Here is a 19192-nt window from a genome sequence, read left to right as displayed (position 1 = left end):
GATTACTCAGCAAGGAAAAGCTCAAGTAGCGAGTTTAAAAACAGCTTGCCGTGCTCGGTTATCTGCCAGTAGTCATCACACTCGGTCAGATAATTGAGCGCCAGCGCGCGATCCAACTGGGCACGGATCGTACTTTCGCTTAAGCCGGTATAACGAGAGAACTCAGCGCGCGGTGCGGGCTCAAGCAGGCGGAAACGGTTCATAAAGAACTCGAACGGTTTGTCCGCTGTTTCCACGTCGTGCTGCTTATCCAGATAGTTTCCCTGCATATAACCGCGGGGATGGCGCGTCTTCGCGGTTCGCATAATGCGCCCGTCCGGGAAGGTCACTTTGCCGTGCGCGCCGCAGCCAATGCCCAGATAGTCGCCAAAACGCCAGTAATTGAGATTGTGCTCGCACTGATAACCCGGTTTGGCATAGGCCGAGGTTTCATATTGCTGATACCCGGCAGCAGTGAGGATCTGATGGCCTTGCTCAAAAATATCCCACAGCGCATCGTCATCCGGCAGGACCGGCGGGCGAGAGCCAAATAGCGTATTGGGCTCGATGGTAAGCTGATACCAGGAGAGGTGCGGCGGGTTAAGCGCAATGGCCTGGCGCAGATCGTCCAGCGCCTCTTCCAGCGACTGATCCGGTAAACCGTGCATTAAATCGAGATTAAAGCTGCGCAATCCCAGCCCACAGGCCAGGTGCGCCGCCCGTTTGGCTTCTTCCGGGCCGTGGATACGTCCAAGGCGCTGGAGTTTGGTTTCGCTAAAGCTCTGCACACCAATGGAGATACGGTTGACACCAGCGCGCTGGTAGTCGACGAAGCGATTCGCTTCGACGGTGCCAGGATTGGCCTCCATGGTGATTTCCGCATCGGCAGCCAGCGGAAGCCTGGCACGCACGCCATCCAGCAACGTTTGCATCGCCGGGCCGGACAACAGGCTCGGCGTGCCGCCGCCAATAAAAATGGTCTTTATTTCTCGCCCCTGCGCCAGGGGAACATCGGCATCCAGATCGCACAGCAGATGCTGCACATAGTCATCGTGCGGGACTTCCCCTTTGAGCGCATGGGAATTGAAATCGCAGTACGGGCATTTCTGCACGCACCAGGGAATGTGAATATAAAGGCTCAGAGGTGGCAAATCAGCCATTACGTAACGCTTCCAGTAACAGTTTCAACGCCTGTCCACGGTGGGAAATGGCGCTTTTTTCTTCGCGGGTCAGTTCCGCAGCGGTTTTGCCCTCGGAAGGGACAAAGAACACCGGATCGTAGCCAAAGCCGCAGTTACCCGCAGGCTGGCGGGCAATAACGCCCGGCCAGGTACCGTGGCACACCAGCGGAGTCGGATCCTCTGCATGGCGCATATAGACCAGTACACAGTGAAATTGTGCCTGACGTTGAGCATCCGGGACATCTTTCAGGGCTTCAAGGAGCTTTTCGAGGTTCTGCTGATCGCTGGCGTCAACACCGGAATAGCGTGCGGAATAGATACCCGGCGCGCCGCCAAGTGCGTCAACCGCCAACCCAGAGTCATCGGCAATGGCCGGTAAGCCAGTAAGTTGTGCCGCGTGGCGGGCCTTCAGGATCGCGTTTTCAATAAACGTCAGCCCGGTTTCTTCTGCTGAGTCTACGCCCAGTGTGGTTTGCGCTACCACATCAAGGCCGAAATCATTGAGCAGCGAGGCAAGCTCGCGCACTTTACCGGCATTACCGGTAGCGAGGACAACTTTTTGCATAGCGGATCCTAATTTATCAGCGCCGCGACTTCCGTCGGGATCTGTTGCGGATGAGTGATTTTAATGTGTTTGTGGCGGCCCAGTTCGCCTTTTTCAATCACGACCTGGTTTTTGGCTACGCGGAACTGCTTTGCGAGATACTTAACCAGGTGAGCATTGGCCTGGCCGTCCACTGGCGGGGCGGTGATGGCGACTTTCAGTTCGTCGCCATGCAACCCGATGATACTGTCCCGGCTGGCTTTCGGCTGAATATACAGCCGCAAAATCAGCCCGTCTTCGCAAACGAGCACGGCACTCATAGCGCCATCCACAGCCCCGGCAGCAGGATATTGCCTGTGGATTGCAGCACTTCGGCAACCCCCATATTGATGACATACAGTAGCAGCACCAGCACCATTGGCGAGAAATCGATCCCGCCCATTGCGGGCAGGAGATTACGGATTGGGCGCAGCAACGGTTCGGTCAATTGCATTAATGCGTATTCCACCGGACTGCGTCCCTGGCTGATCCAGCTCATAATCGCCATCACCAGTAATACCCAGAAAACCATCTGGCCGACGGTTTTCAGTAAAATCAGCAGGGCGGAGATCCAGATAATCGGCTGGAAGGTCACCACCATAAACAGCACGATCGCTTTGATAAAACTCAGAACAAAGGCTATCAACAGCGACGCGCTGTCAATCGGCCCAAGCGACGGCAGAATGCGGCGTAGTGGCCCGACAATCGGCTGTGTGGCTTTCACCACGAACTGCGAGAACGGGTTGTAAAAATCGCAGCGTGCCCACTGCATCCAGACGCGCAACAGCAGAACCATCGTATAGAGTTCAATGACCGTCGAGAGCAGGAAAGTCAACGTCTTCATGGCGTTCCTCAGTTTTCCTTAATTTTTTGTGTAATCGCGCGCACCAAAAATGGCCGTTCCGATGCGCACCATGGTACTGCCAGCCGCAATGGCGGCGGCCATATCGTCTGTCATGCCCAACGACAGCGTATCCACCGTTGGATAGCGGGTTTTCAGCGTCTCAAATGCTACCGCCATTTGCTGCGCGACGGCAAACTGTCGCTGATACTCCGTTTCCGGCGCAGGAATTGCCATCAACCCGCGCAGGCGGATGCCCGGTAATTCCACAACCTGCGCCGCCAGCGCATCCAACTCGCTGAGCGCGATGCCGGATTTGCTCTGCTCGTCGCTGATGTTGATTTGAATCAGCACGTTCAGTGGTGCAAGCGTTGCCGGACGCTGCTCGCTTAACCGACTGGCAATACGCAGCCGATCGACGGTATGGCACCAGTCAAAATGCTCGGCAACCAGACGACTTTTATTGGACTGTAATGGACCGATAAAGTGCCATTGCAGACCTTCAACGCCAGCTTCCTGAAAATGGCGGATTTTATCCACCCCTTCCTGAACATAGTTTTCGCCAAAGGCACGTTGCCCGGCGTCAATAGCCTCTGCGATGGCGCTCGCAGGTTTGGTTTTGCTCACGGCAAGTAAAACAACTTCCTCTGGAGCACGGCCGCAGTTCGTCGCCGCAGCGGAGATTTTGTCCCGGACATGTGCCAGGTTATGCGCGATATCGTTCATGATTCCAGGGTGGCTATATGGATATAGAAAAAATAGTGGAGCTTAGTGTAAAGCATAACGTCTCGGATCTACACCTGTGCAGTGGGCGTTCTCCACGCTGGCGGCAACAAGGGCGGCTGGAGCCTGCGCCTTTTCCCTGTCCGGACATCGCTGCACTCATGAACAGGCATCTTAGTGAAATGCTGCAAAACCAGTGGCGAGAGCAAGGGCAGGTGGATTTTGCGCTCACCACTGCCAGCGGTCTGCGTTTGCGCGCCGGGGCGTTTGCCCGTCATGACGGTGTCTCCCTGGCGCTGCGGTTATTACCGCAACGCTGTCCGCAGCTCAACGAACTTGATGCGCCCCAGGCGCTTACCGGGTTGCTCGCGCAGGAGCACGGTTTGATTCTGGTGACCGGTGCTACTGGTAGCGGTAAATCAACAACGCTTGCTGCAATGGTAAATCACCTTAATCAACGCATGGACGGGCATATCGTGACGCTGGAAGATCCGATTGAGTTTGTACATACCAGCGAGCGGTGCTTAATCCAGCAGCGGGAGGTTGGTCTGCACTGCCGGTCATTTGCCAGCGGGCTGCGCGCGGCATTGCGTGAGGATCCGGATGTGATCCTGCTTGGTGAGTTGCGCGACAGTGAGACGATCCGGCTGGCGTTAACGGCGGCGGAGACCGGGCATCTGGTGCTGGCGACGCTGCATACGCGCGGTGCGGCACAGGCCGTGGAGCGGCTGGTGGATGCTTTCCCGGCGCAGGAAAAAGACCCGGTGCGCAGCCAGCTTGCCGGGAGTTTACTGGCAGTGCTGGCGCAAAAACTGGAAGCCGATAAACAGGCGGGGCGGGTCGCGCTGTTTGAACTGTTGGTGAATACCTCTGCATCGGCGAACTTGATCCGTGAAGGCAAGACTCACCAACTGCCCGGCGTAATGCAAACCGGGCAGCAAGCGGGGATGCTGACATTTGCGCAAAGCCGGCAGCAGCGCGAACAGGCGGGGCGGCTTTAGCTTACGTTCAGAGAGTAAACCGCCGGGAGTGCACCTGCTGTGGCGAGGATCTCTAACCGGATGCTTGTCGCCGTGAGCGGTTCGTCCAGACAGTGCTGACACACGGAGTGGTGATTCGCTTTAACCTCAGCCAGCAACCGATCATCGGCCCACAAGCGGTAGTGTGTAATGCAGTGCGGCGTTACAGCATAAGGGTGACCCATTTGTACCGACTCCATGGCGTTGTCGAAGTCGTTGTCCTGCACCAGCGTTAGCTGTTTCAGGGACTGCGGCGTAGGCCAGCGCCAGATGATTTCAGGCGTATTGTCATTTGCAGCCGGGCTCCAGGCATTGATTTGCTGCTCAGGGCGCAGGCGGCCATTCAGAACATTTTGCGCCCCCCAGTATGCCAACGGCTGGCTGACTCGCAGGGCGGGCATGATCTGTTGCGGGTGACGGCGCGGTAACCAGAAGTCGAACTCGTCCACGCCGTAATCACCGTCCGCTACCTGGCGAGTATGCTTCGCCACGCGGGCATTCAGACTATTAAACACCGTCATCATTCCAGGCAGATGCGTGTCGGTCAAGGCGATCTCCACGCTATCCCGGGCGTCAAAAGCGAGGAACAGGTACTGATCACGGGCGCTTTGCCAGTTAAACGTTAGTGCATACTCACCTTCGCCAGGCGAAAGTTGCAGTATGCACTCGTCATACTGCTCGTCCGGTGTGAAATTCCCGGCGCGTTTGCTGCCCAAAAGCGATACCGCCAGTTGCAGCGGGGTAGTGGAGCGCAGGCGCAGCGTAATCTTCGGCAATGATGCGCCTGCCTGCACCGGTAGCAACAGTGCCATCCGTTCCGCCAGCGGCTGCCATTGACCATTCGGTGCAAGCTCCGTGAGTTGGTACTCACTGCTAGCGCTGACCGTCGCACCCTGTGCCGGATCGCTCAGCCAGTGGCGCGGAATGTAGCAGCCATTACGCTGCAACTGCTGCTGTAGCGCGGTGACATGCTCTGGCCTGGCCAGTTCCCTCGGAGTGAGATTATGCGTCTTGCACAGGGCGGCGGCGCGGCCAACCACTTCGCCCAGCAGACCGCAGGTGCACATTACGCGTGCACTGCCAAAGGCCACATGAGAGGCGGAAATCAACCGTCCGGTTAGCAGCAAATTATCCAGCGTGCGGCTGTAAAGGCTACGAAATGGAATAGTGTAAGTACCTTTACTGTGGAACTGACGGCAGCCGTCATGGGTGCTGTAGACGCCATCCGCCGGGTGTAAATCAATAGACCAGCCGCCGTAGGCAACGGCGTCATAGTGATCCCGTTGCTCAATAATGTCCTGCTGGCAGAGCAGGTGGTCGCCCACAAAGCGGCGGCTTTCCCGTTTGCCGGGGATCGCGCCGACCCACTCAATGGTCATATTCTCAGCCTCAGGAAACTGACCCGAATTCTTAATATGATCCCAAACGCCCCAGACGATTTTCCATAGCTCCCATTTGATCTCTTCACTTTCATGCACGGTATCGAGACGTCCGCCCCATTCCAGCCACCAGAGATCGCAGCCGTTAAGGGTTGAGGTGAGGCGTTTGTAACGCGGGATGTCGGTAATGTCTTTCAGCGCAAAAGACGGCGGGATGAAATTGACCGGGCCAGCTGTTTGTTTGGTATAGAAATAAATCGAGTGACCCAGTTTATGACCAAAGTTATCGCCTGGTGCCATCTTTTCATCCAACTCATCCGCATCTTCTGCACCCTCCCGATATTCTGCCCCAGCAAGAAAACCCAGCACGCCATCGCCCGTGGCATCGCAAAACTGTTCTGCGCTGACGATATAAAACGTTTCGTTAATCGGGTTAAAGGCGCTGACCTGCGTGATGCGCTGCTGCTCTTTTTCCACCTCGTAGACGGCTGTATTCAGCAAAAGCGTGAGACCTTGCTGAGTTTTCGCCAGATCCAGCAGCACCAGGTCGAACATTACCGGGTTACCCTCTTTGTTACGCCAGAGATTCTCCTCCATGATTTCGCCCATAATGCCTCCTTCGCGCGCCCAGCGGTTATTATTTCCCATATGCGAAGTCGCACCATTGGCCCACAGGCGAACCTCACTGGAGGCATTGCCGCCCAGCACCGGCCGGTCCTGGATCAGTACAACCTGTAAGCCGTCACGTGCGGCGGCGAGGGCCGCGCATAGCCCTGCCAGTCCGCCGCCTGCGACCAGCAGGTCGGCATGCAGGTATTGTGTCGGAAAACATCTGGCGGCGGATTGGGGAAAGATTTTCATAACCTTGTATCCTTCTTTACTGGCGGTAAAATCGACTCTTTGAGCAACCTGAGAAGCGAACCCTGCTATGTCTTCACAACCGAACCAAAGCCTGATCGACGGTATTCGCTGCCTGCAGTACCTGGTGTCCAGCGGCCGTGCTATTGGCTGTCGCGAGCTGGCGCGCCTGATGGGGATCAACACCACCCGCGTAAACCGGTTATTGATGACCATGGCCTCTATCGGCCTGACCATGCAGGATGCTCAACGACGCTATCTACCAGGCCCTGGTATTCACGCACTGGCCGCCCAGGCTATTCGCGGATCGGCGCTGTTCTCCCATGCACTCCCCTTGTTAGAACGCTACGCCCCGAAAGATATCGTGGTCGCAATGGCCGTGCTGTGGGAGGACCAGGTTATTTACATCTATCACTCCGAACCCGGTAGCCAGGTTAGCCAGGCGCTGGCCGGTTTCCATATGCTCCCTGCCTGGCAATCCGTGATTGGCATGTCACTGCTGGCGGCGGAAAGCGATGACGATTTGCAAAAACGCTTTACCGATGAGCAATGGCGGCAACTTGGCCCACACGTTGCTCAGCAGCGCGAGCAGGGGCATGTTGTCTGGCGCCATGACGATGGTGAAATTTCTATGGCGCAGCCTCTCGGCGCTCACTCTGCCGCACTGGCGTTTGCCGGAATGTGGCAGATAAACGAAGCTGTGGTGGAAACGCGCCTGGAGGAACTTCACTCTCTGGTGAATCGTCTGACGGAAAAGCCCTGATCGCCACTCACACTGTTTGATATGTTTCTTTTATAGAAACACTGATGGAAATGCAAAAAATACGGGCTAAATTTGTGAGCACGATCGGCAGAAAGCCGCGGCTGATGCGCGGCTTGATGAGGGGGAAAACGTTATCGACGGCGGAATCCGCCCCTGAGAGGATCAGAGGTTCTGTTCGAACCAGCTTTCGAGGATGATGACGGCGGAAGCGGAATCCACACTGCCTTTATTGAGGGCGCGAAATCCCCCACGCTCAAACAGCCCTGAACGGGCTTCGACGGTGCTGAGCCGTTCATCATGCAGTTTGATCTGCACGCCGAAACGGCCATGTATCTTATTGGCAAAGTTACGCGCTCTGGCCGTCAGCGGCTGCTCTGTGCCGTCCATATTTAGCGGTAAACCGACGATCACTGCTTCAGGTTGCCACTCTTTTAACAGCTTTTCGATGGCGCTCCAGTTCGGTGTGCCGTCCTGCGCTTTCAGTGCGGTCAGCGCCCTGGCGGTGCCAGTAATGCGCTGCCCAATGGCTACGCCAATGCTTTTAGTACCAAAATCAAAGGCTAACAGCGTTCCACTCATCAGGCGTGCCCCGCAACACCCGGCATGGTGGAGATATCAATGCCGATAAGTTTTGCCGCTTCACGCCAGCGATCGGCAATAGGCGTTTTAAACAAAATATTAAGATCCGCCGGGGCGGTCAGCCACGCATTATCGAGGATCTCCTGCTCCAGTTGCCCTTTTTCCCAGGATGAATAGCCCAACGCGACCAGCACTTCACTTGGCTGCTCTGCTGTGCCCAGTGTTTCAAGGACATCACGCGAGGTGGTCACGACGGTGTTGTCAGAGACACGGATGCTGGAGGCGAAACTGGCGGGTGGCGTGTGCAGTATAAAACCACGATCTTCCGCCAGCGGGCCGCCGAGCAGCACCGGTTTATCCAGACGGATCGACGGATCGCGAGACTCTGGCTGGATTTTGAGTTTTTCCAGCACACCATCTACTTTCAGGTTTTCCAGCGGCTTGTTGATAACAAGCCCCATTGCGCCTTCATCGTTGTACTCGCAAATATAAACCACGGAGCGCCGGAAGAGGGGATCCTGAAGAGCAGGCATGGCAATAAGAAAGTGATGCTGTAAATTCATTGTCAGAGGTTCTGTTTCCTGGTTCAAAAAAGCGACAGTCTAGTATGCGGTGAAAGCAGAATGCTGTCACTAGCCAAACCTGGCAGGATACGGGTTCCTTCCCGTATCCGGAGCATTGAGGCTTATTTTCCCAGACGTTTCTCGATGGCGTCCATCAGCATGCCGGTGATCGAGATCGGGAATTCAGCTTCAATTTCACGTACGCAGGTCGGGCTGGTGACGTTAATTTCAGTCAGACGATCGCCGATAATATCCAGGCCGACAAAAATCAGCCCTTTTGCTTTCAGCGTCGGGGCGACTTTACGGGCAATCGCCCAGTCGCTTTCGCTCAGTGGGCGAGGTTCGCCGCGACCGCCGGCCGCCAGGTTGCCACGGGTTTCACCACCTTGCGGGATGCGCGCCAGGCAGTAAGGTACTGGCTCGCCATCCACAACCAGCACGCGTTTATCGCCATCTTTAATGGCCGGCAGATAGTTCTGCGCCATGCAGTAACGATTGCCCAGTTCGGTCAGGGTTTCGGCAATCACCGACAGGTTTGGATCGCCTTCTTTCACGCGGAAAATCGAGGTGCCGCCCATCCCATCCAGCGGTTTGAGAATAATGTCGCCGTGTTTCTGCCAGAACGCTTTCAACTGCGCTTTGTTGCGGGTAACCAGCGTTTCCGGAGTTAATTCCGCGAACCAGGCGGTGAACAGTTTTTCGTTACAGTCACGCAGACTCTGCGGTTTGTTGACGATCAGCGTGCCTTTCTCTTCAGCACGTTCAAGGATATAGGTCGCGTAAATATATTCGGTATCGAACGGCGGATCCTTGCGCATCAGAATGGTACCCAGATCGGCGAGCGGAATATCCTGCTCGCTGCCAAATTCGTACCATTTGTCGTAGTTTTGCTCGACGGAAAGCTTACGGGTGCGTGCGCGGGCTTCGCCATTGATCAGGTAGAGATCGGCCATTTCCATATAGTGCAGCTCATAGCCGCGGCGCTGTGCTTCCAGCAGCATGGCGAAGCTGGTGTCTTTTTTAATGTTAATGTCTGCGATGGGATCCATCACGATGCCGAGCTTAATCATTTTGCTTCTCCTCTCAACCCAGGTCGCCAAAGCGTACCTGAAGCGCGGTGATGGCGGTAAGCGCCGTGGTCTCTGTGCGTAGTACGCGTGGCCCTAACAAAATATCCGTGAACTGATAGCGCGCGGTCATGGCAATCTCATCGGCGGTTAACCCGCCCTCCGGACCAATCAGCAGCCGCACACGTTCCACTGGCAACGGCAGGGTATTGATACTTTGGCTGGCGCGCGGATGCAGGTTCAGCTTCAGGCCGGTATCCTCTTCGGCGCACCAGGCTTCCAGATCCATTGCCGGGCGGATTTCCGGAACGCGGTTACGTCCGCATTGCTCGCAAGCGGCAATGGCAATCTTCTGCCACTGCTGAAGCTTTTTGCTCAGGCGTTCAGCATCCAGTTTAACGCCGCAGCGTTCAGAAAAAAGTGGCGTAATGAGGCTTACCCCAAGCTCAATGGATTTCTGGATGGTGAATTCCATTTTTTCCCCGCGGGACATCACCTGTCCGAGGTGGATATGCACCGGCGATTCCCGATCGTCCAACTCGCCGCGAAGCACATTCACCCGCACGCTTTTTTTGTCCGCATGGACGATTTCCGCCTCGAAGACCTGGTTCGAACCATCAAATAACTGAAGCGCCTGGCCTGGCCCCATACGCAGCACGCGACCGACATGGTTGGCTGCGTCTTCACTGAGTGCGATTTCGCAGCCAGGCAGGATGCGTTCCGGATGATGAATGCGGGGAATGCGCATAGTATGAAATTCCATGTGTGGGGCGGCGCGGTCTATCCCCTCCGCCATTGAAGGGGAGGGGCGCGCCTGCAAATAAATAATTGCCGCTAGTGTAGGTTAGCTCTTTCGCGCCATGCAAGCGCGCTGCACATACGGATTATGGTTACCCTGTACGTTGGCGATGCGTGCATCGCGTTCGCACTCCCAGTCGGTCACCGGGTACTGTTTATCCCAGGCGGTAAACAACTGCGTTTGCTGGCGTGAAAGCGAAATTTGATACTGATCGCGCATATAGAAATAGGTGCGGGCAATCGCGCCGCGGGCGCGGGCCGGCGGTTCGGCGAGTTTGGCTTTGAAATCGATTTTCATGCTGCACTGGCCGTACTGACCTTCACCACCGTTCCACTGACTGTACATAAAATTGCCGCGATCGCCGTTCACCTCGCCTACGGCGGGTTGCAGGTTATGCATATCGCTTTCGATTTTGCGGTACACCGGATCTTTCGCGCAGTTCTGCCGTCCACCATCCTGCCAGCACTGGCGCTGGTGGCCGAACTGCCAGGCGGGCATGACATGCTCCCACTCGATACGGCTGGCGCGATTTTCGTTCTTCCGCACTTGATAGCCGCAGGAGGCGAGATCAACCACGCCTTTTTTCCCCTGCCAGTTAATTTTACACCCGCAGTAGAAGTCCCCTGGCGCATCGGCGTTCACTTTAACGCCTGCTGCTTTGGCTTGGGCAAAACTGTTGATCCCGTCTGCGGCGAGTGCAGGAACGGCAATAAGAGTCAATAAAAGTGAGAAAAGACGAAACATGGCGAACTCCCTGTCAAAACGAGTCCGCAACGTAACGGAAGGCGTTGCCTGATGCAATCAGTAAGAGCAGAAAACTTCTTAATGGATTCAGTTACTCGCGTCGGCAATCAGCGGCTCGCCGCAGCGAACACAACGGTAAACCGCTTCGCCACGTACCACCCGGTTATGTCTGCGCACGGTTAACTGATGCTGCTGGCATTTGCAGCGGTAGGGAAAAGTATTGCGCCGTACGGATTCCAGCTCGAATTGATGAGTGCGTCTGGCGGGGACGCCCAATACGCTCTCCATCATCCATTTCCACTCTTTGCCATGAGGCGCGACACGGCCAAAGTGTTTCCACACCAGCAGATGCGCCAGTTCGTGAGGAACCACCTCGTCAATAAATGCCTGTTCATTTTCCAGTAATAACACCGGATTAAGCCGGATTTCGTAATCCGCCAGCCAGGCGGTACCGGCGGCCGTGCCGCGCTGTTGATAAATCAGTTTAGGTTCCGGGTAATTGCGCCCCAGTTTTTGGTTTGCCTGGGCGAGTTTTTCTCGCAGGCTGCGCATGACGGCTTGTTGCGTGGCAATGGGAAGGCGGGGTGTTTTCATAGTTGCAGAGCATAGGATGGGCGAAGCGGGAGTGCAAGGGGAAGGGAAGGCTTCCTCCGGGGAGGAAGCCTTCAGGGCTAGTTGTGGGAACCAATTTCGCGCAATGGGCGACCGCGCATCAGGTTGCGCTCGATATGCTCCAGCGAAACATGTTTGGTTTCTGGCACCAGCCACAGCGTCAGGACGATAAACAGCACATTCAGCGCGCTATACACCCAGAAGGTGTTGGCGTTGCCCAGCGAATTGAGCATGGTCAGGAACGTCGCGCCGACGATCATATTGGCAATCCAGTTGGTGGCCGTTGAGCAGGTGATACCAAAATCGCGGCCTTTCAGCGGCTGGATTTCGGAACACAGCACCCAAATCAACGGCCCCGCGCTCATGGCGAAACCAATGATGAACATCAGCAGCATTGCGACCGCGAAGTACTGTGCCGACGGGGAGTGAATGCCCAGATGCAGCATGGTGCCAAGGATGCCCATCCCCGCCGCCATCACCAGGAAGCCCAGCACCAGCGTCGGTTTACGTCCCCAACGATCCACAAGACCGATAGCAATAAACGTCGCCAGTACGTTAGTGAGACCGACAATCACCGTGCCCCACATCTGCTCGGTGGTATTGGTATAGCCCGCCAGTTCGAAAATTTTTGGCGCGTAGTACATGATGACGTTCATCCCGGTGAACTGTTGCATCACCTGCAGCAACACGCCAAGAAACACGGCGCGGCGGAAATTGCTGTTCTCTCTGAACAGCGCCCAGCCGGTCTGTTTCACTTGCAGGCTTTCGCGGATCTCTTCGAGCTCATTTTTCGCTTCAGCGCTGGTGTCGCGCAAGCGCAACAGCACACGTTCTGCATCGTGGAAACGGCGCTTCGCGGCAAACCAGCGTGGGCTGTCTGGTAGGAAAAAGACGCCAATCAACAGCAGGATAGCCGGAATAATGATCACCCCCAGCATCCAGCGCCATTCACCGCTGTAGCTGAACGCCGTATCGGAAAGATAAGCACCGAGAATACCGATGGTGATCATCAACTGATACATGGAGATCATGCTGCCGCGGATTTTTTCCGGGGCAATTTCCGACAGATAGAGCGGTGCAGTGTAGGACGCTACGCCCACGGCAAGGCCCAGCACCACACGAGAAATAATCAGCACGTCAACGTTCGGGGCAGCGGCGGAGCAGAGCGAGCCGATCACAAAAAGTACGGCGCCGATCATCAGGCTTTTTTTACGGCCGAGGCGCCAGGAGAGCCATCCGCTGCCGACAGCGCCTACGGCGGCACCGAACATCATCGAACTCACCACCCATTCCTGGGTGTGTGAGCTAATTTGAAAATCATCTGTGATAAAGGGCAGCGCACCCGCGATCACGCCAATATCCAGGCCAAAAAGCAATCCTGCCAGTGCTGCGAGGAAACAGACAAAGAAGGTCATTGCCTTGTTTGAACGCCCCTGTTTTTTCGTGTCAGGCATTATGCCCTCCATTGATGTCATTGGTTTTATCGGTGTCAAAGGTAGGTCAGGAATACGCAAAAATATGTGACTATCATCACATGAGTGTAATCGGTTACATTACAATCAAGGATGTAATGTAAATAAAAGTCATAAATATTATAGAATTACTGAAGAGAGAATGTGAGGTGGTTGACGTGATTTCAGACTAAACCGAAGCATTATGTAACAGTCATCAGTTTGCTGCTTTTCAAAGAGAGAATTCTGATTTTTTACCGAAGCGGTTTGATGTAATCGCTTTCATGCGAAACTCCCTCACGCTAAGTGGGCACTGGCATTGAGAAAAAATATGTTGGGATGAAGGGCGGAGAATATAAAAAAGGCCAGCACGGGGCTGGCCTTAAAAAGACATTGCCAGAGGATTATTTCAGACCGGCAGCTTCACGCAGCGCATCAGCTTTGTCGGTTTTTTCCCACGGGAAGGTTTCGCGACCAAAGTGACCGTATGCAGCGGTTTGTTTGTAGATCGGGTGCAGCAGATCCAGCATCTGGATCAGACCATACGGACGCAGATCGAAGAATTCGCGCACCAGCAGGGTCAACTGCTCGCTGGCGATTTTCTCGGTACCGAAGGTTTCTACCATGATAGAGGTCGGTTCTGCCACGCCGATAGCATAGGAGACCTGGATCTCACAGCGGTCAGCCAGGCCCGCAGCAACGATGTTTTTCGCGACGTAACGCGCAGCGTAAGCGGCAGAACGGTCAACTTTAGACGGATCCTTACCGGAGAATGCGCCGCCGCCATGACGCGCCATGCCGCCGTAGGTATCAACGATAATTTTACGTCCGGTCAGACCACAGTCGCCCATCGGGCCACCGATAACGAAACGGCCTGTCGGGTTGATAAAGAATTTGGTGGACTCATTTAGCCACTCAGACGGCAGAATCGGCTTGATGATCTCTTCCATCACCGCTTCTTGCAGGGATTTCTGGTCGATATTCTCTGCATGCTGTGTGGACAGCACAACGGCATCGATACCGGCAATTTTACCGTCTTCATATTGGAACGTGACCTGGCTTTTCGCATCCGGGCGCAGCCACGGCAGGGTGCCGTTTTTACGCACTTCAGCCTGACGCTCAACCAAACGGTGTGCATAGGTGATCGGTGCAGGCATCAGTACATCGGTTTCGTTGGTTGCGTAACCAAACATCAGCCCCTGGTCGCCCGCACCTTGTTCCAGCGGATCGGCGCGGTCAACGCCCTGGTTGATATCCGGAGATTGCTTACCAATCGCACTCAGTACGGCGCAAGAATTGGCGTCAAAGCCCATGTCGGAATGCACATAGCCAATTTCACGGACGGTATTACGGGTGATCTCTTCGATATCAACCCATGCGCTGGTGGTAATTTCACCACCCACCAGCACCATGCCGGTTTTGACGTAAGTTTCACACGCAACGCGTGCTTTCGGATCCTGCTCGAGGATCGCATCCAGCACGGCGTCGGAAATTTGGTCAGCGATTTTGTCAGGATGCCCTTCGGAGACGGACTCGGACGTAAAAAGGTGTTTTGCCATATGTTGTTTTCACCCTGGAGTAATACGGTTAGCTCGAATTCTGCGTCCGGATATGCCTTCGCGGTGGCGCCGCGGGGACTGCAGGTTATGACGCAAAAGTCTGAGTGTTAATCAATATAGACGGATTAACATCTGGATGGCTATTCTAAGGTACTTCCTGACTCTATTGCCAGCGCTTTTTGATGTTCACCACTTCTTGTCACAAATAGTGACGGAAAATTTTCCTGGCAATGCGTCAAACACAGCTTTTTTATTTTGCATTTTCACCTCGTTGTCGGTATAAAACGCCGCGCGCGGCTCACTTAAAAAAGCGCACGGCAAAAACGCTGTGTCGCCACTTCCAGCCGGGTTAAGCAGTGAATTTAATGGCTTTGGCTTGTCGCGGGTTGTAAAAGGCTTGCGTGGAGGTGATACGAGATAATGAACCGTTGTTTTCCGCAAAAACTGTTGCGTCGTTCTGACGCATGTTTACTCCCCACTACCTGCATTTCTAATCTGCAAACCAGCCGATGTTATACCCATTTCGGCGCTTCTCAGGACTCCAGAGCCGGTAAGGCGTTGCGATAACTGAACAAGGGCTCTCCTGATAAATCAGGAGTTTTCTCGTGGTTTCGCCGGACTGTCATACTTAAGTTCGGAACGTGTTTTACAATGATATGAACAAGAAACCGGTCGCACAGCCGGCGCTTCAGCATGACATGCTGAGCATTCAGGCTGTTTATGGGTTGTTATCGCTATATGTCACTGCGATAGTAGTCAACTGTTTTGTATCCGTTGTGTTTTACTCTGCGGCCTGCGGGCGCGGTGAAACCAACAGGGTATACACTTTTTTATGTTGAGGTTCGCTATGTCTGACGACATGTCTTCGGTTTCGCCTTCGTCAGCAGGCGAACACGGTGTATTACGTTCCATGCAGGAGGTGGCGATGAGCTCCCAGGAAGCCAGCAAGATGCTACGTACATATAACATTGCGTGGTGGGGTAATAATTACTACGACGTCAATGAACTGGGGCATATCAGTGTTTGCCCGGATCCGGATGTACCGGAAGCCCGCGTTGACCTGGCGCAACTGGTGAAAGCGCGCGAAGCGCAAGGGCAGCGCCTGCCAGCGCTGTTCTGTTTCCCGCAGATCCTGCAACATCGCCTGCGCTCGATTAACGCCGCCTTTAAACGTGCGCGTGAATCCTACGGTTACAATGGCGACTATTTCCTCGTCTATCCGATCAAGGTGAACCAGCACCGGCGTGTGATTGAGTCGCTGATCCATTCCGGCGAACCGCTGGGGCTGGAAGCCGGTTCCAAAGCGGAGCTGATGGCCGTACTGGCGCATGCGGGGATGACCCGCTCGGTGATCGTGTGTAACGGCTATAAAGACCGCGAATACATTCGCCTGGCGCTGATTGGCGAGAAGATGGGCCACAAGGTCTATCTGGTGATTGAGAAAATGACCGAAATCGCCATCGTACTGGAAGAAGCGGAGCGTCTGAACGTGGTGCCGCGTCTTGGTGTGCGTGCGCGTCTGGCGTCGCAAGGCTCCGGTAAATGGCAATCTTCCGGCGGCGAGAAATCTAAATTTGGTCTGGCGGCCACCCAGGTTCTGCAACTGGTGGAAATTCTGCGCGAGCGCGGGCGTCTGGACAGCATTCAACTGCTGCACTTCCACCTCGGTTCGCAGATGGCGAACATCCGCGATATCGCGACTGGCGTGCGTGAATCCGCGCGTTTTTACGTTGAACTGCATAAACTGGGCGTGAATATCCAGTGCTTCGACGTTGGCGGCGGGTTAGGCGTGGACTATGAAGGTACACGTTCGCAGTCAGACTGTTCGGTGAACTATGGCCTGAACGAATATGCCAATAACATCATTTGGGCGATTGGCGATGCGTGTGAAGAGCATGGTTTGCCGCATCCGACGGTGATCACGGAATCTGGTCGCGCCGTGACTGCGCACCATACAGTGCTGGTGTCCAATATTATCGGTGTGGAACGCAACGAATATACGCAGGCGACAGCCCCGGCTGACGATGCGCCGCGTGCGTTACAAAGTATGTGGGAAACCTGGCAGGAGATGCATGAGCCTGGCACACGCCGTTCGCTGCGTGAATGGTTGCATGACAGCCAGATGGATTTGCACGATATCCATGTCGGTTACTCTTCTGGCGCTTACAGCCTGCAAGAGCGCGCCTGGGCTGAGCAGCTCTATCTGAATATGTGTCATGAAGTGCAGAAACAGCTGGATCCGAGCAACCGTGCACATCGTCCGATTATCGATGAATTGCAGGAGCGTATGGCGGACAAAATGTACGTCAACTTCTCGCTGTTCCAGTCGATGCCTGATGCCTGGGGGATCGATCAACTCTTCCCGGTGTTGCCGCTGGAAGGGCTGAATCATGCACCGGAACGCCGTGCGGTACTGCTGGATATTACCTGTGACTCCGACGGTGCTATCGATCACTATGTGGATGGCGACGGGATCGCCACCACGATGCCGATGCCGGAATACGACCCGGAGAACCCGCCGATGCTGGGCTTCTTTATGGTTGGCGCGTACCAGGAGATCCTCGGGAATATGCATAATCTGTTCGGTGATACCGAAGCGGTTGATGTGTTTGTTTTCCCGGATGGCAGCGTGGAAGTGGAGCTTTCTGATGAAGGCGACACCGTCGCGGATATGTTGCAGTATGTGCAGCTCGATCCGAACACTCTGCTGACGCAGTTCCGCGATCAGGTTAAACAGACCGGGCTCGAAGATGCGCTGCAGCAGCAGTTCCTCGAAGAGTTTGAAGCCGGACTGTACGGCTACACCTATCTGGAAGATGAATAAGATTTTCCAGTGACAGGTGATTGTCCACACACTGCGTAAAAACAGGGAGGCCTATTGCCTCCCTGTTGCGTTATTTAATACCGTCTGCTGCCATACGATCACGAATGTGTTGCGCACGCTCGGCAGAGGCCGGGTGATCGTCAAACATTGAACTCTGACGACCCTCTTCCATTTTCGCCAGTTTTTCAAAACTGGTCGCCAGCCCTGACGGATTGATGCCGCGTTTGCGCAACAAATCGTAAGAGTAGTCATCCGCTTCGGATTCCTGGCGCTGGGAGAACTGTGAATTCACCAGTTGTTCGCCCAGTGCGCCAAGCTGCGATTGCGACAAACTGCCGACAATACCGCCCGCGGACGCCGCTGCCGCGCGTAATGCATTGGTCCCGAGCGCAACCTGCATACCTTTTTTCACATGCCCCAGCGCAACGTGACCCATTTCGTGACCAATCACCGCTTCGACTTCGTTGTCGGTCATCATGTCCATCAGTGCGCTGTAGACGCGAATGCAGCCGTTGGCCATCGCAAAGGCGTTCACATCCTTCGCCACGTAAACCTTATAGTTCACCGGTTGGCCGTTGATATTGTCGCCGAGGGCGGCGGCTATTTTGCTCAGACGCTGGCTGTACGGGCTGCTGGCTGGCGCAATGCTGGCCTTACTGTCCATTTGTTTACAGGCATCGTCGCTCAGTGCTTTAACCTGAGCATCACTCAGGGTGTAAGCCTGGAAAGCTTCCGCTCCCGAGCTGAGAAAACCGCCGGAGTCCATATTCTGGCAACCGGCGAGCAGGGTTGTCATTCCCAGAGCAAGTAATGCTGGGCGAATTTTCATGTGTCATCTTCCGCAATGGTGAGTCATTTCTGATTATGCACCGGGGTTATGCGAACCGGTGGCAGCGTAAGTATAAATAAGAGCAGGAAAGGCGAGCGAGGAGATTGCGCAACAAGCAGGCAGCTTCCGGAGATTTCTGAACAGGCAAAAGGATGTTCCATGTACATGACCAGCCGCTTGGGTTACATTGTTGGCACTTTTTTCCGGCGTAGCCCAAAACGCGCTGTCGTCAAGTCGTTACGGGCACAGCCCTTAATCGTCCGATCTGGAGTCAAAATGTCCTCACGTAAAGAGCTTGCCAATGCTATTCGTGCGCTGAGCATGGACGCGGTACAGAAAGCCAAATCCGGTCACCCGGGAGCCCCGATGGGGATGGCTGACATTGCCGAAGTCCTGTGGCGTGATTTTCTGAACCATAACCCGACGAATCCGGCCTGGGCTGACCGCGACCGCTTTGTGCTGTCCAACGGTCACGGCTCGATGCTGATTTACAGCCTGCTGCACCTCACCGGTTACGATCTGCCGATGTCCGAGCTGCAGAACTTCCGCCAGCTACATTCCAAAACGCCGGGTCACCCGGAAGTGGGCTACACCGCTGGCGTAGAAACCACCACCGGTCCGCTGGGGCAGGGCATTGCCAACGCCGTGGGCATGGCGATTGCTGAGAAAACCCTCGCGGCGCAGTTCAACCGCCCGGGTCATGACATCGTTGACCACTTCACTTACGCCTTTATGGGCGACGGCTGCATGATGGAAGGTATCTCCCATGAAGCCTGCTCGCTGGCCGGTACCCTGAAACTGGGCAAACTGGTGGCGTTCTACGATGACAACGGCATCTC

Annotated in this window: 20 protein-coding genes and 1 pseudogene; 6 read left to right on the top strand and 15 right to left on the bottom strand. The window is 55.1% G+C overall.

Annotated features, from left to right (window positions below; translation table 11 throughout):
- Window positions 1–2: 2 nt before the first annotated feature.
- Genes hemW through GA0061071_RS19640 form a run of 5 tightly spaced genes read right to left on the bottom strand, consistent with a single transcriptional unit; the run spans window position 3 to window position 3310 of the window.
- A complete protein-coding gene (gene hemW, locus GA0061071_RS19660) occupies window positions 3–1139 on the bottom strand; it encodes a radical SAM family heme chaperone HemW (protein ID WP_088238389.1) in 1137 nt (378 codons plus the stop codon).
- Window positions 1132–1725, bottom strand: a complete 594-nt coding sequence (locus GA0061071_RS19655) for an XTP/dITP diphosphatase (RefSeq protein ID WP_088238388.1) — start codon at window positions 1723–1725, stop codon at window positions 1132–1134. Before GA0061071_RS19655 ends, hemW begins: the two co-directional genes overlap by 8 nt.
- 8 nt (window positions 1726–1733) lie before the next feature.
- Window positions 1734–2024: a DUF167 family protein YggU gene (yggU, locus tag GA0061071_RS19650; RefSeq protein WP_061493208.1), complete on the bottom strand. Its 291-nt coding sequence runs from the start codon at window positions 2022–2024 to the stop codon at window positions 1734–1736.
- Window positions 2021–2587: a YggT family protein gene (locus GA0061071_RS19645; protein ID WP_088238387.1), complete on the bottom strand. Its 567-nt coding sequence runs from the start codon at window positions 2585–2587 to the stop codon at window positions 2021–2023. Before GA0061071_RS19645 ends, yggU begins: the two co-directional genes overlap by 4 nt.
- An 18-nt stretch (window positions 2588–2605) precedes the next feature.
- Window positions 2606–3310 carry a YggS family pyridoxal phosphate-dependent enzyme gene (locus GA0061071_RS19640; protein ID WP_061493210.1) on the bottom strand — a complete coding sequence of 235 codons (705 nt, stop codon included), beginning with the start codon at window positions 3308–3310 and terminating at the stop codon, window positions 2606–2608.
- A 17-nt stretch (window positions 3311–3327) separates the two neighbouring features.
- On the opposite strand from GA0061071_RS19640, the gene GA0061071_RS19635 reads away from it, so the two are divergent.
- Entirely contained in the window at window positions 3328–4308 is a 981-nt protein-coding gene (locus GA0061071_RS19635; RefSeq protein ID WP_061493211.1) for a type IV pilus twitching motility protein PilT, read from the top strand.
- On the opposite strand, the gene GA0061071_RS19630 is transcribed toward GA0061071_RS19635, so the two are convergent.
- Entirely contained in the window at window positions 4305–6566 is a 2262-nt protein-coding gene (locus tag GA0061071_RS19630; protein WP_088238386.1) for an FAD-dependent oxidoreductase, read from the bottom strand. The two genes, GA0061071_RS19635 and GA0061071_RS19630, sit on opposite strands and share 4 nt — an antisense overlap.
- A gap of 67 nt (window positions 6567–6633) precedes the next feature.
- Between GA0061071_RS19630 and GA0061071_RS19625 the strand changes: the two genes are divergently transcribed.
- Window positions 6634–7326: an IclR family transcriptional regulator domain-containing protein gene (locus tag GA0061071_RS19625; RefSeq protein WP_061493213.1), complete on the top strand. Its 693-nt coding sequence runs from the start codon at window positions 6634–6636 to the stop codon at window positions 7324–7326.
- A gap of 162 nt (window positions 7327–7488) precedes the next feature.
- On the opposite strand, the gene ruvX is transcribed toward GA0061071_RS19625, so the two are convergent.
- From ruvX to metK, 8 genes are all read right to left on the bottom strand, one after another.
- Complete coding sequence (ruvX, locus tag GA0061071_RS19620; RefSeq protein ID WP_061493214.1) at window positions 7489–7905, bottom strand: Holliday junction resolvase RuvX; 417 nt, start codon at window positions 7903–7905, stop codon at window positions 7489–7491.
- Window positions 7905–8468, bottom strand: a complete 564-nt coding sequence (locus GA0061071_RS19615) for a YqgE/AlgH family protein (protein WP_061493215.1) — start codon at window positions 8466–8468, stop codon at window positions 7905–7907. The genes ruvX and GA0061071_RS19615 overlap by 1 nt, the downstream gene beginning before the upstream one ends.
- A gap of 122 nt (window positions 8469–8590) precedes the next feature.
- Entirely contained in the window at window positions 8591–9538 is a 948-nt protein-coding gene (gene gshB / locus GA0061071_RS19610) for a glutathione synthase (protein WP_061493216.1), read from the bottom strand.
- A 13-nt stretch (window positions 9539–9551) separates the two neighbouring features.
- The gene (gene rsmE, locus GA0061071_RS19605) at window positions 9552–10283 is read right to left on the bottom strand and encodes a 16S rRNA (uracil(1498)-N(3))-methyltransferase (RefSeq protein ID WP_061493217.1); all 732 of its coding nucleotides are present in this window, start codon (window positions 10281–10283) and stop codon (window positions 9552–9554) included.
- Between the two features lie 96 nt (window positions 10284–10379).
- On the bottom strand, window positions 10380–11078 hold the full coding sequence (gene endA, locus GA0061071_RS19600) for a deoxyribonuclease I (RefSeq protein ID WP_061493218.1): 699 nt from the start codon (window positions 11076–11078) through the stop codon (window positions 10380–10382).
- 87 nt (window positions 11079–11165) lie between these two features.
- Window positions 11166–11672 (bottom strand): SprT family zinc-dependent metalloprotease, encoded by a 507-nt coding sequence (locus GA0061071_RS19595; RefSeq protein WP_071889859.1) that lies wholly within the window; start codon window positions 11670–11672, stop codon window positions 11166–11168.
- A 77-nt stretch (window positions 11673–11749) separates the two neighbouring features.
- Window positions 11750–13144, bottom strand: coding sequence for a sugar porter family MFS transporter (locus GA0061071_RS19590; RefSeq protein ID WP_061493220.1), 1395 nt, complete (start codon window positions 13142–13144; stop codon window positions 11750–11752).
- 401 nt (window positions 13145–13545) lie between these two features.
- Entirely contained in the window at window positions 13546–14700 is a 1155-nt protein-coding gene (gene metK / locus GA0061071_RS19585) for a methionine adenosyltransferase (RefSeq protein WP_061493221.1), read from the bottom strand.
- 420 nt (window positions 14701–15120) lie between these two features.
- On the opposite strand from metK, the gene GA0061071_RS23800 reads away from it, so the two are divergent.
- The 3 genes from GA0061071_RS23800 (at window position 15121) to speA (ending at window position 17524) form a co-directional block, all read left to right on the top strand.
- A complete protein-coding gene (locus tag GA0061071_RS23800) occupies window positions 15121–15267 on the top strand; it encodes a hypothetical protein (RefSeq protein ID WP_420843407.1) in 147 nt (48 codons plus the stop codon).
- Window positions 15268–15356: 89 nt separating this feature from the next.
- On the top strand, window positions 15357–15539 hold the full coding sequence (gene yqgB, locus GA0061071_RS23795; RefSeq protein WP_134318694.1) for an acid stress response protein YqgB: 183 nt from the start codon (window positions 15357–15359) through the stop codon (window positions 15537–15539).
- 8 nt (window positions 15540–15547) lie between these two features.
- Window positions 15548–17524, top strand: a complete 1977-nt coding sequence (gene speA / locus GA0061071_RS19575; protein ID WP_071889861.1) for a biosynthetic arginine decarboxylase — start codon at window positions 15548–15550, stop codon at window positions 17522–17524.
- A gap of 70 nt (window positions 17525–17594) precedes the next feature.
- Here the strand turns inward: speA and loiP are convergent, their stop codons facing one another.
- Entirely contained in the window at window positions 17595–18353 is a 759-nt protein-coding gene (gene loiP / locus GA0061071_RS19570; protein ID WP_061493223.1) for a metalloprotease LoiP, read from the bottom strand.
- Between the two features lie 276 nt (window positions 18354–18629).
- Between loiP and GA0061071_RS19560 the strand changes: the two are divergent.
- Window positions 18630–19192, top strand: a pseudogene (locus GA0061071_RS19560) (transketolase); the annotation flags it as partial.

It is taken from the genome of Kosakonia oryzendophytica, from assembly GCF_900094925.1.
In the GTDB taxonomy this organism is placed as follows: Bacteria; Pseudomonadota; Gammaproteobacteria; order Enterobacterales; family Enterobacteriaceae; genus Kosakonia; species Kosakonia oryzendophytica.
This window is presented reverse-complemented; position numbering and strand designations above follow the sequence as displayed.

Bases quoted from the DNA above. Each gene is read 5' to 3' on its own strand.
- hemW (WP_088238389.1), bottom strand. From the start codon at position 1,139: ATGGCTGATTTGCCACCTCTGAGCCTTTATATTCACATTCCCTGGTGC.
- GA0061071_RS19655 (WP_088238388.1), bottom strand. From the start codon at position 1,725: ATGCAAAAAGTTGTCCTCGCTACCGGTAATGCCGGTAAAGTGCGCGAG.
- yggU (WP_061493208.1), bottom strand. From the start codon at position 2,024: ATGAGTGCCGTGCTCGTTTGCGAAGACGGGCTGATTTTGCGGCTGTAT.
- GA0061071_RS19645 (WP_088238387.1), bottom strand. From the start codon at position 2,587: ATGAAGACGTTGACTTTCCTGCTCTCGACGGTCATTGAACTCTATACG.
- GA0061071_RS19640 (WP_061493210.1), bottom strand. From the start codon at position 3,310: ATGAACGATATCGCGCATAACCTGGCACATGTCCGGGACAAAATCTCC.
- GA0061071_RS19635 (WP_061493211.1), top strand. From the start codon at position 3,328: ATGGATATAGAAAAAATAGTGGAGCTTAGTGTAAAGCATAACGTCTCG.
- GA0061071_RS19630 (WP_088238386.1), bottom strand. From the start codon at position 6,566: ATGAAAATCTTTCCCCAATCCGCCGCCAGATGTTTTCCGACACAATAC.
- GA0061071_RS19625 (WP_061493213.1), top strand. From the start codon at position 6,634: ATGTCTTCACAACCGAACCAAAGCCTGATCGACGGTATTCGCTGCCTG.
- ruvX (WP_061493214.1), bottom strand. From the start codon at position 7,905: ATGAGTGGAACGCTGTTAGCCTTTGATTTTGGTACTAAAAGCATTGGC.
- GA0061071_RS19615 (WP_061493215.1), bottom strand. From the start codon at position 8,468: ATGAATTTACAGCATCACTTTCTTATTGCCATGCCTGCTCTTCAGGAT.
- gshB (WP_061493216.1), bottom strand. From the start codon at position 9,538: ATGATTAAGCTCGGCATCGTGATGGATCCCATCGCAGACATTAACATT.
- rsmE (WP_061493217.1), bottom strand. From the start codon at position 10,283: ATGCGCATTCCCCGCATTCATCATCCGGAACGCATCCTGCCTGGCTGC.
- endA (WP_061493218.1), bottom strand. From the start codon at position 11,078: ATGTTTCGTCTTTTCTCACTTTTATTGACTCTTATTGCCGTTCCTGCA.
- GA0061071_RS19595 (WP_071889859.1), bottom strand. From the start codon at position 11,672: ATGAAAACACCCCGCCTTCCCATTGCCACGCAACAAGCCGTCATGCGC.
- GA0061071_RS19590 (WP_061493220.1), bottom strand. From the start codon at position 13,144: ATGCCTGACACGAAAAAACAGGGGCGTTCAAACAAGGCAATGACCTTC.
- metK (WP_061493221.1), bottom strand. From the start codon at position 14,700: ATGGCAAAACACCTTTTTACGTCCGAGTCCGTCTCCGAAGGGCATCCT.
- GA0061071_RS23800 (WP_420843407.1), top strand. From the start codon at position 15,121: ATGAACCGTTGTTTTCCGCAAAAACTGTTGCGTCGTTCTGACGCATGT.
- yqgB (WP_134318694.1), top strand. From the start codon at position 15,357: ATGAACAAGAAACCGGTCGCACAGCCGGCGCTTCAGCATGACATGCTG.
- speA (WP_071889861.1), top strand. From the start codon at position 15,548: ATGTCTGACGACATGTCTTCGGTTTCGCCTTCGTCAGCAGGCGAACAC.
- loiP (WP_061493223.1), bottom strand. From the start codon at position 18,353: ATGAAAATTCGCCCAGCATTACTTGCTCTGGGAATGACAACCCTGCTC.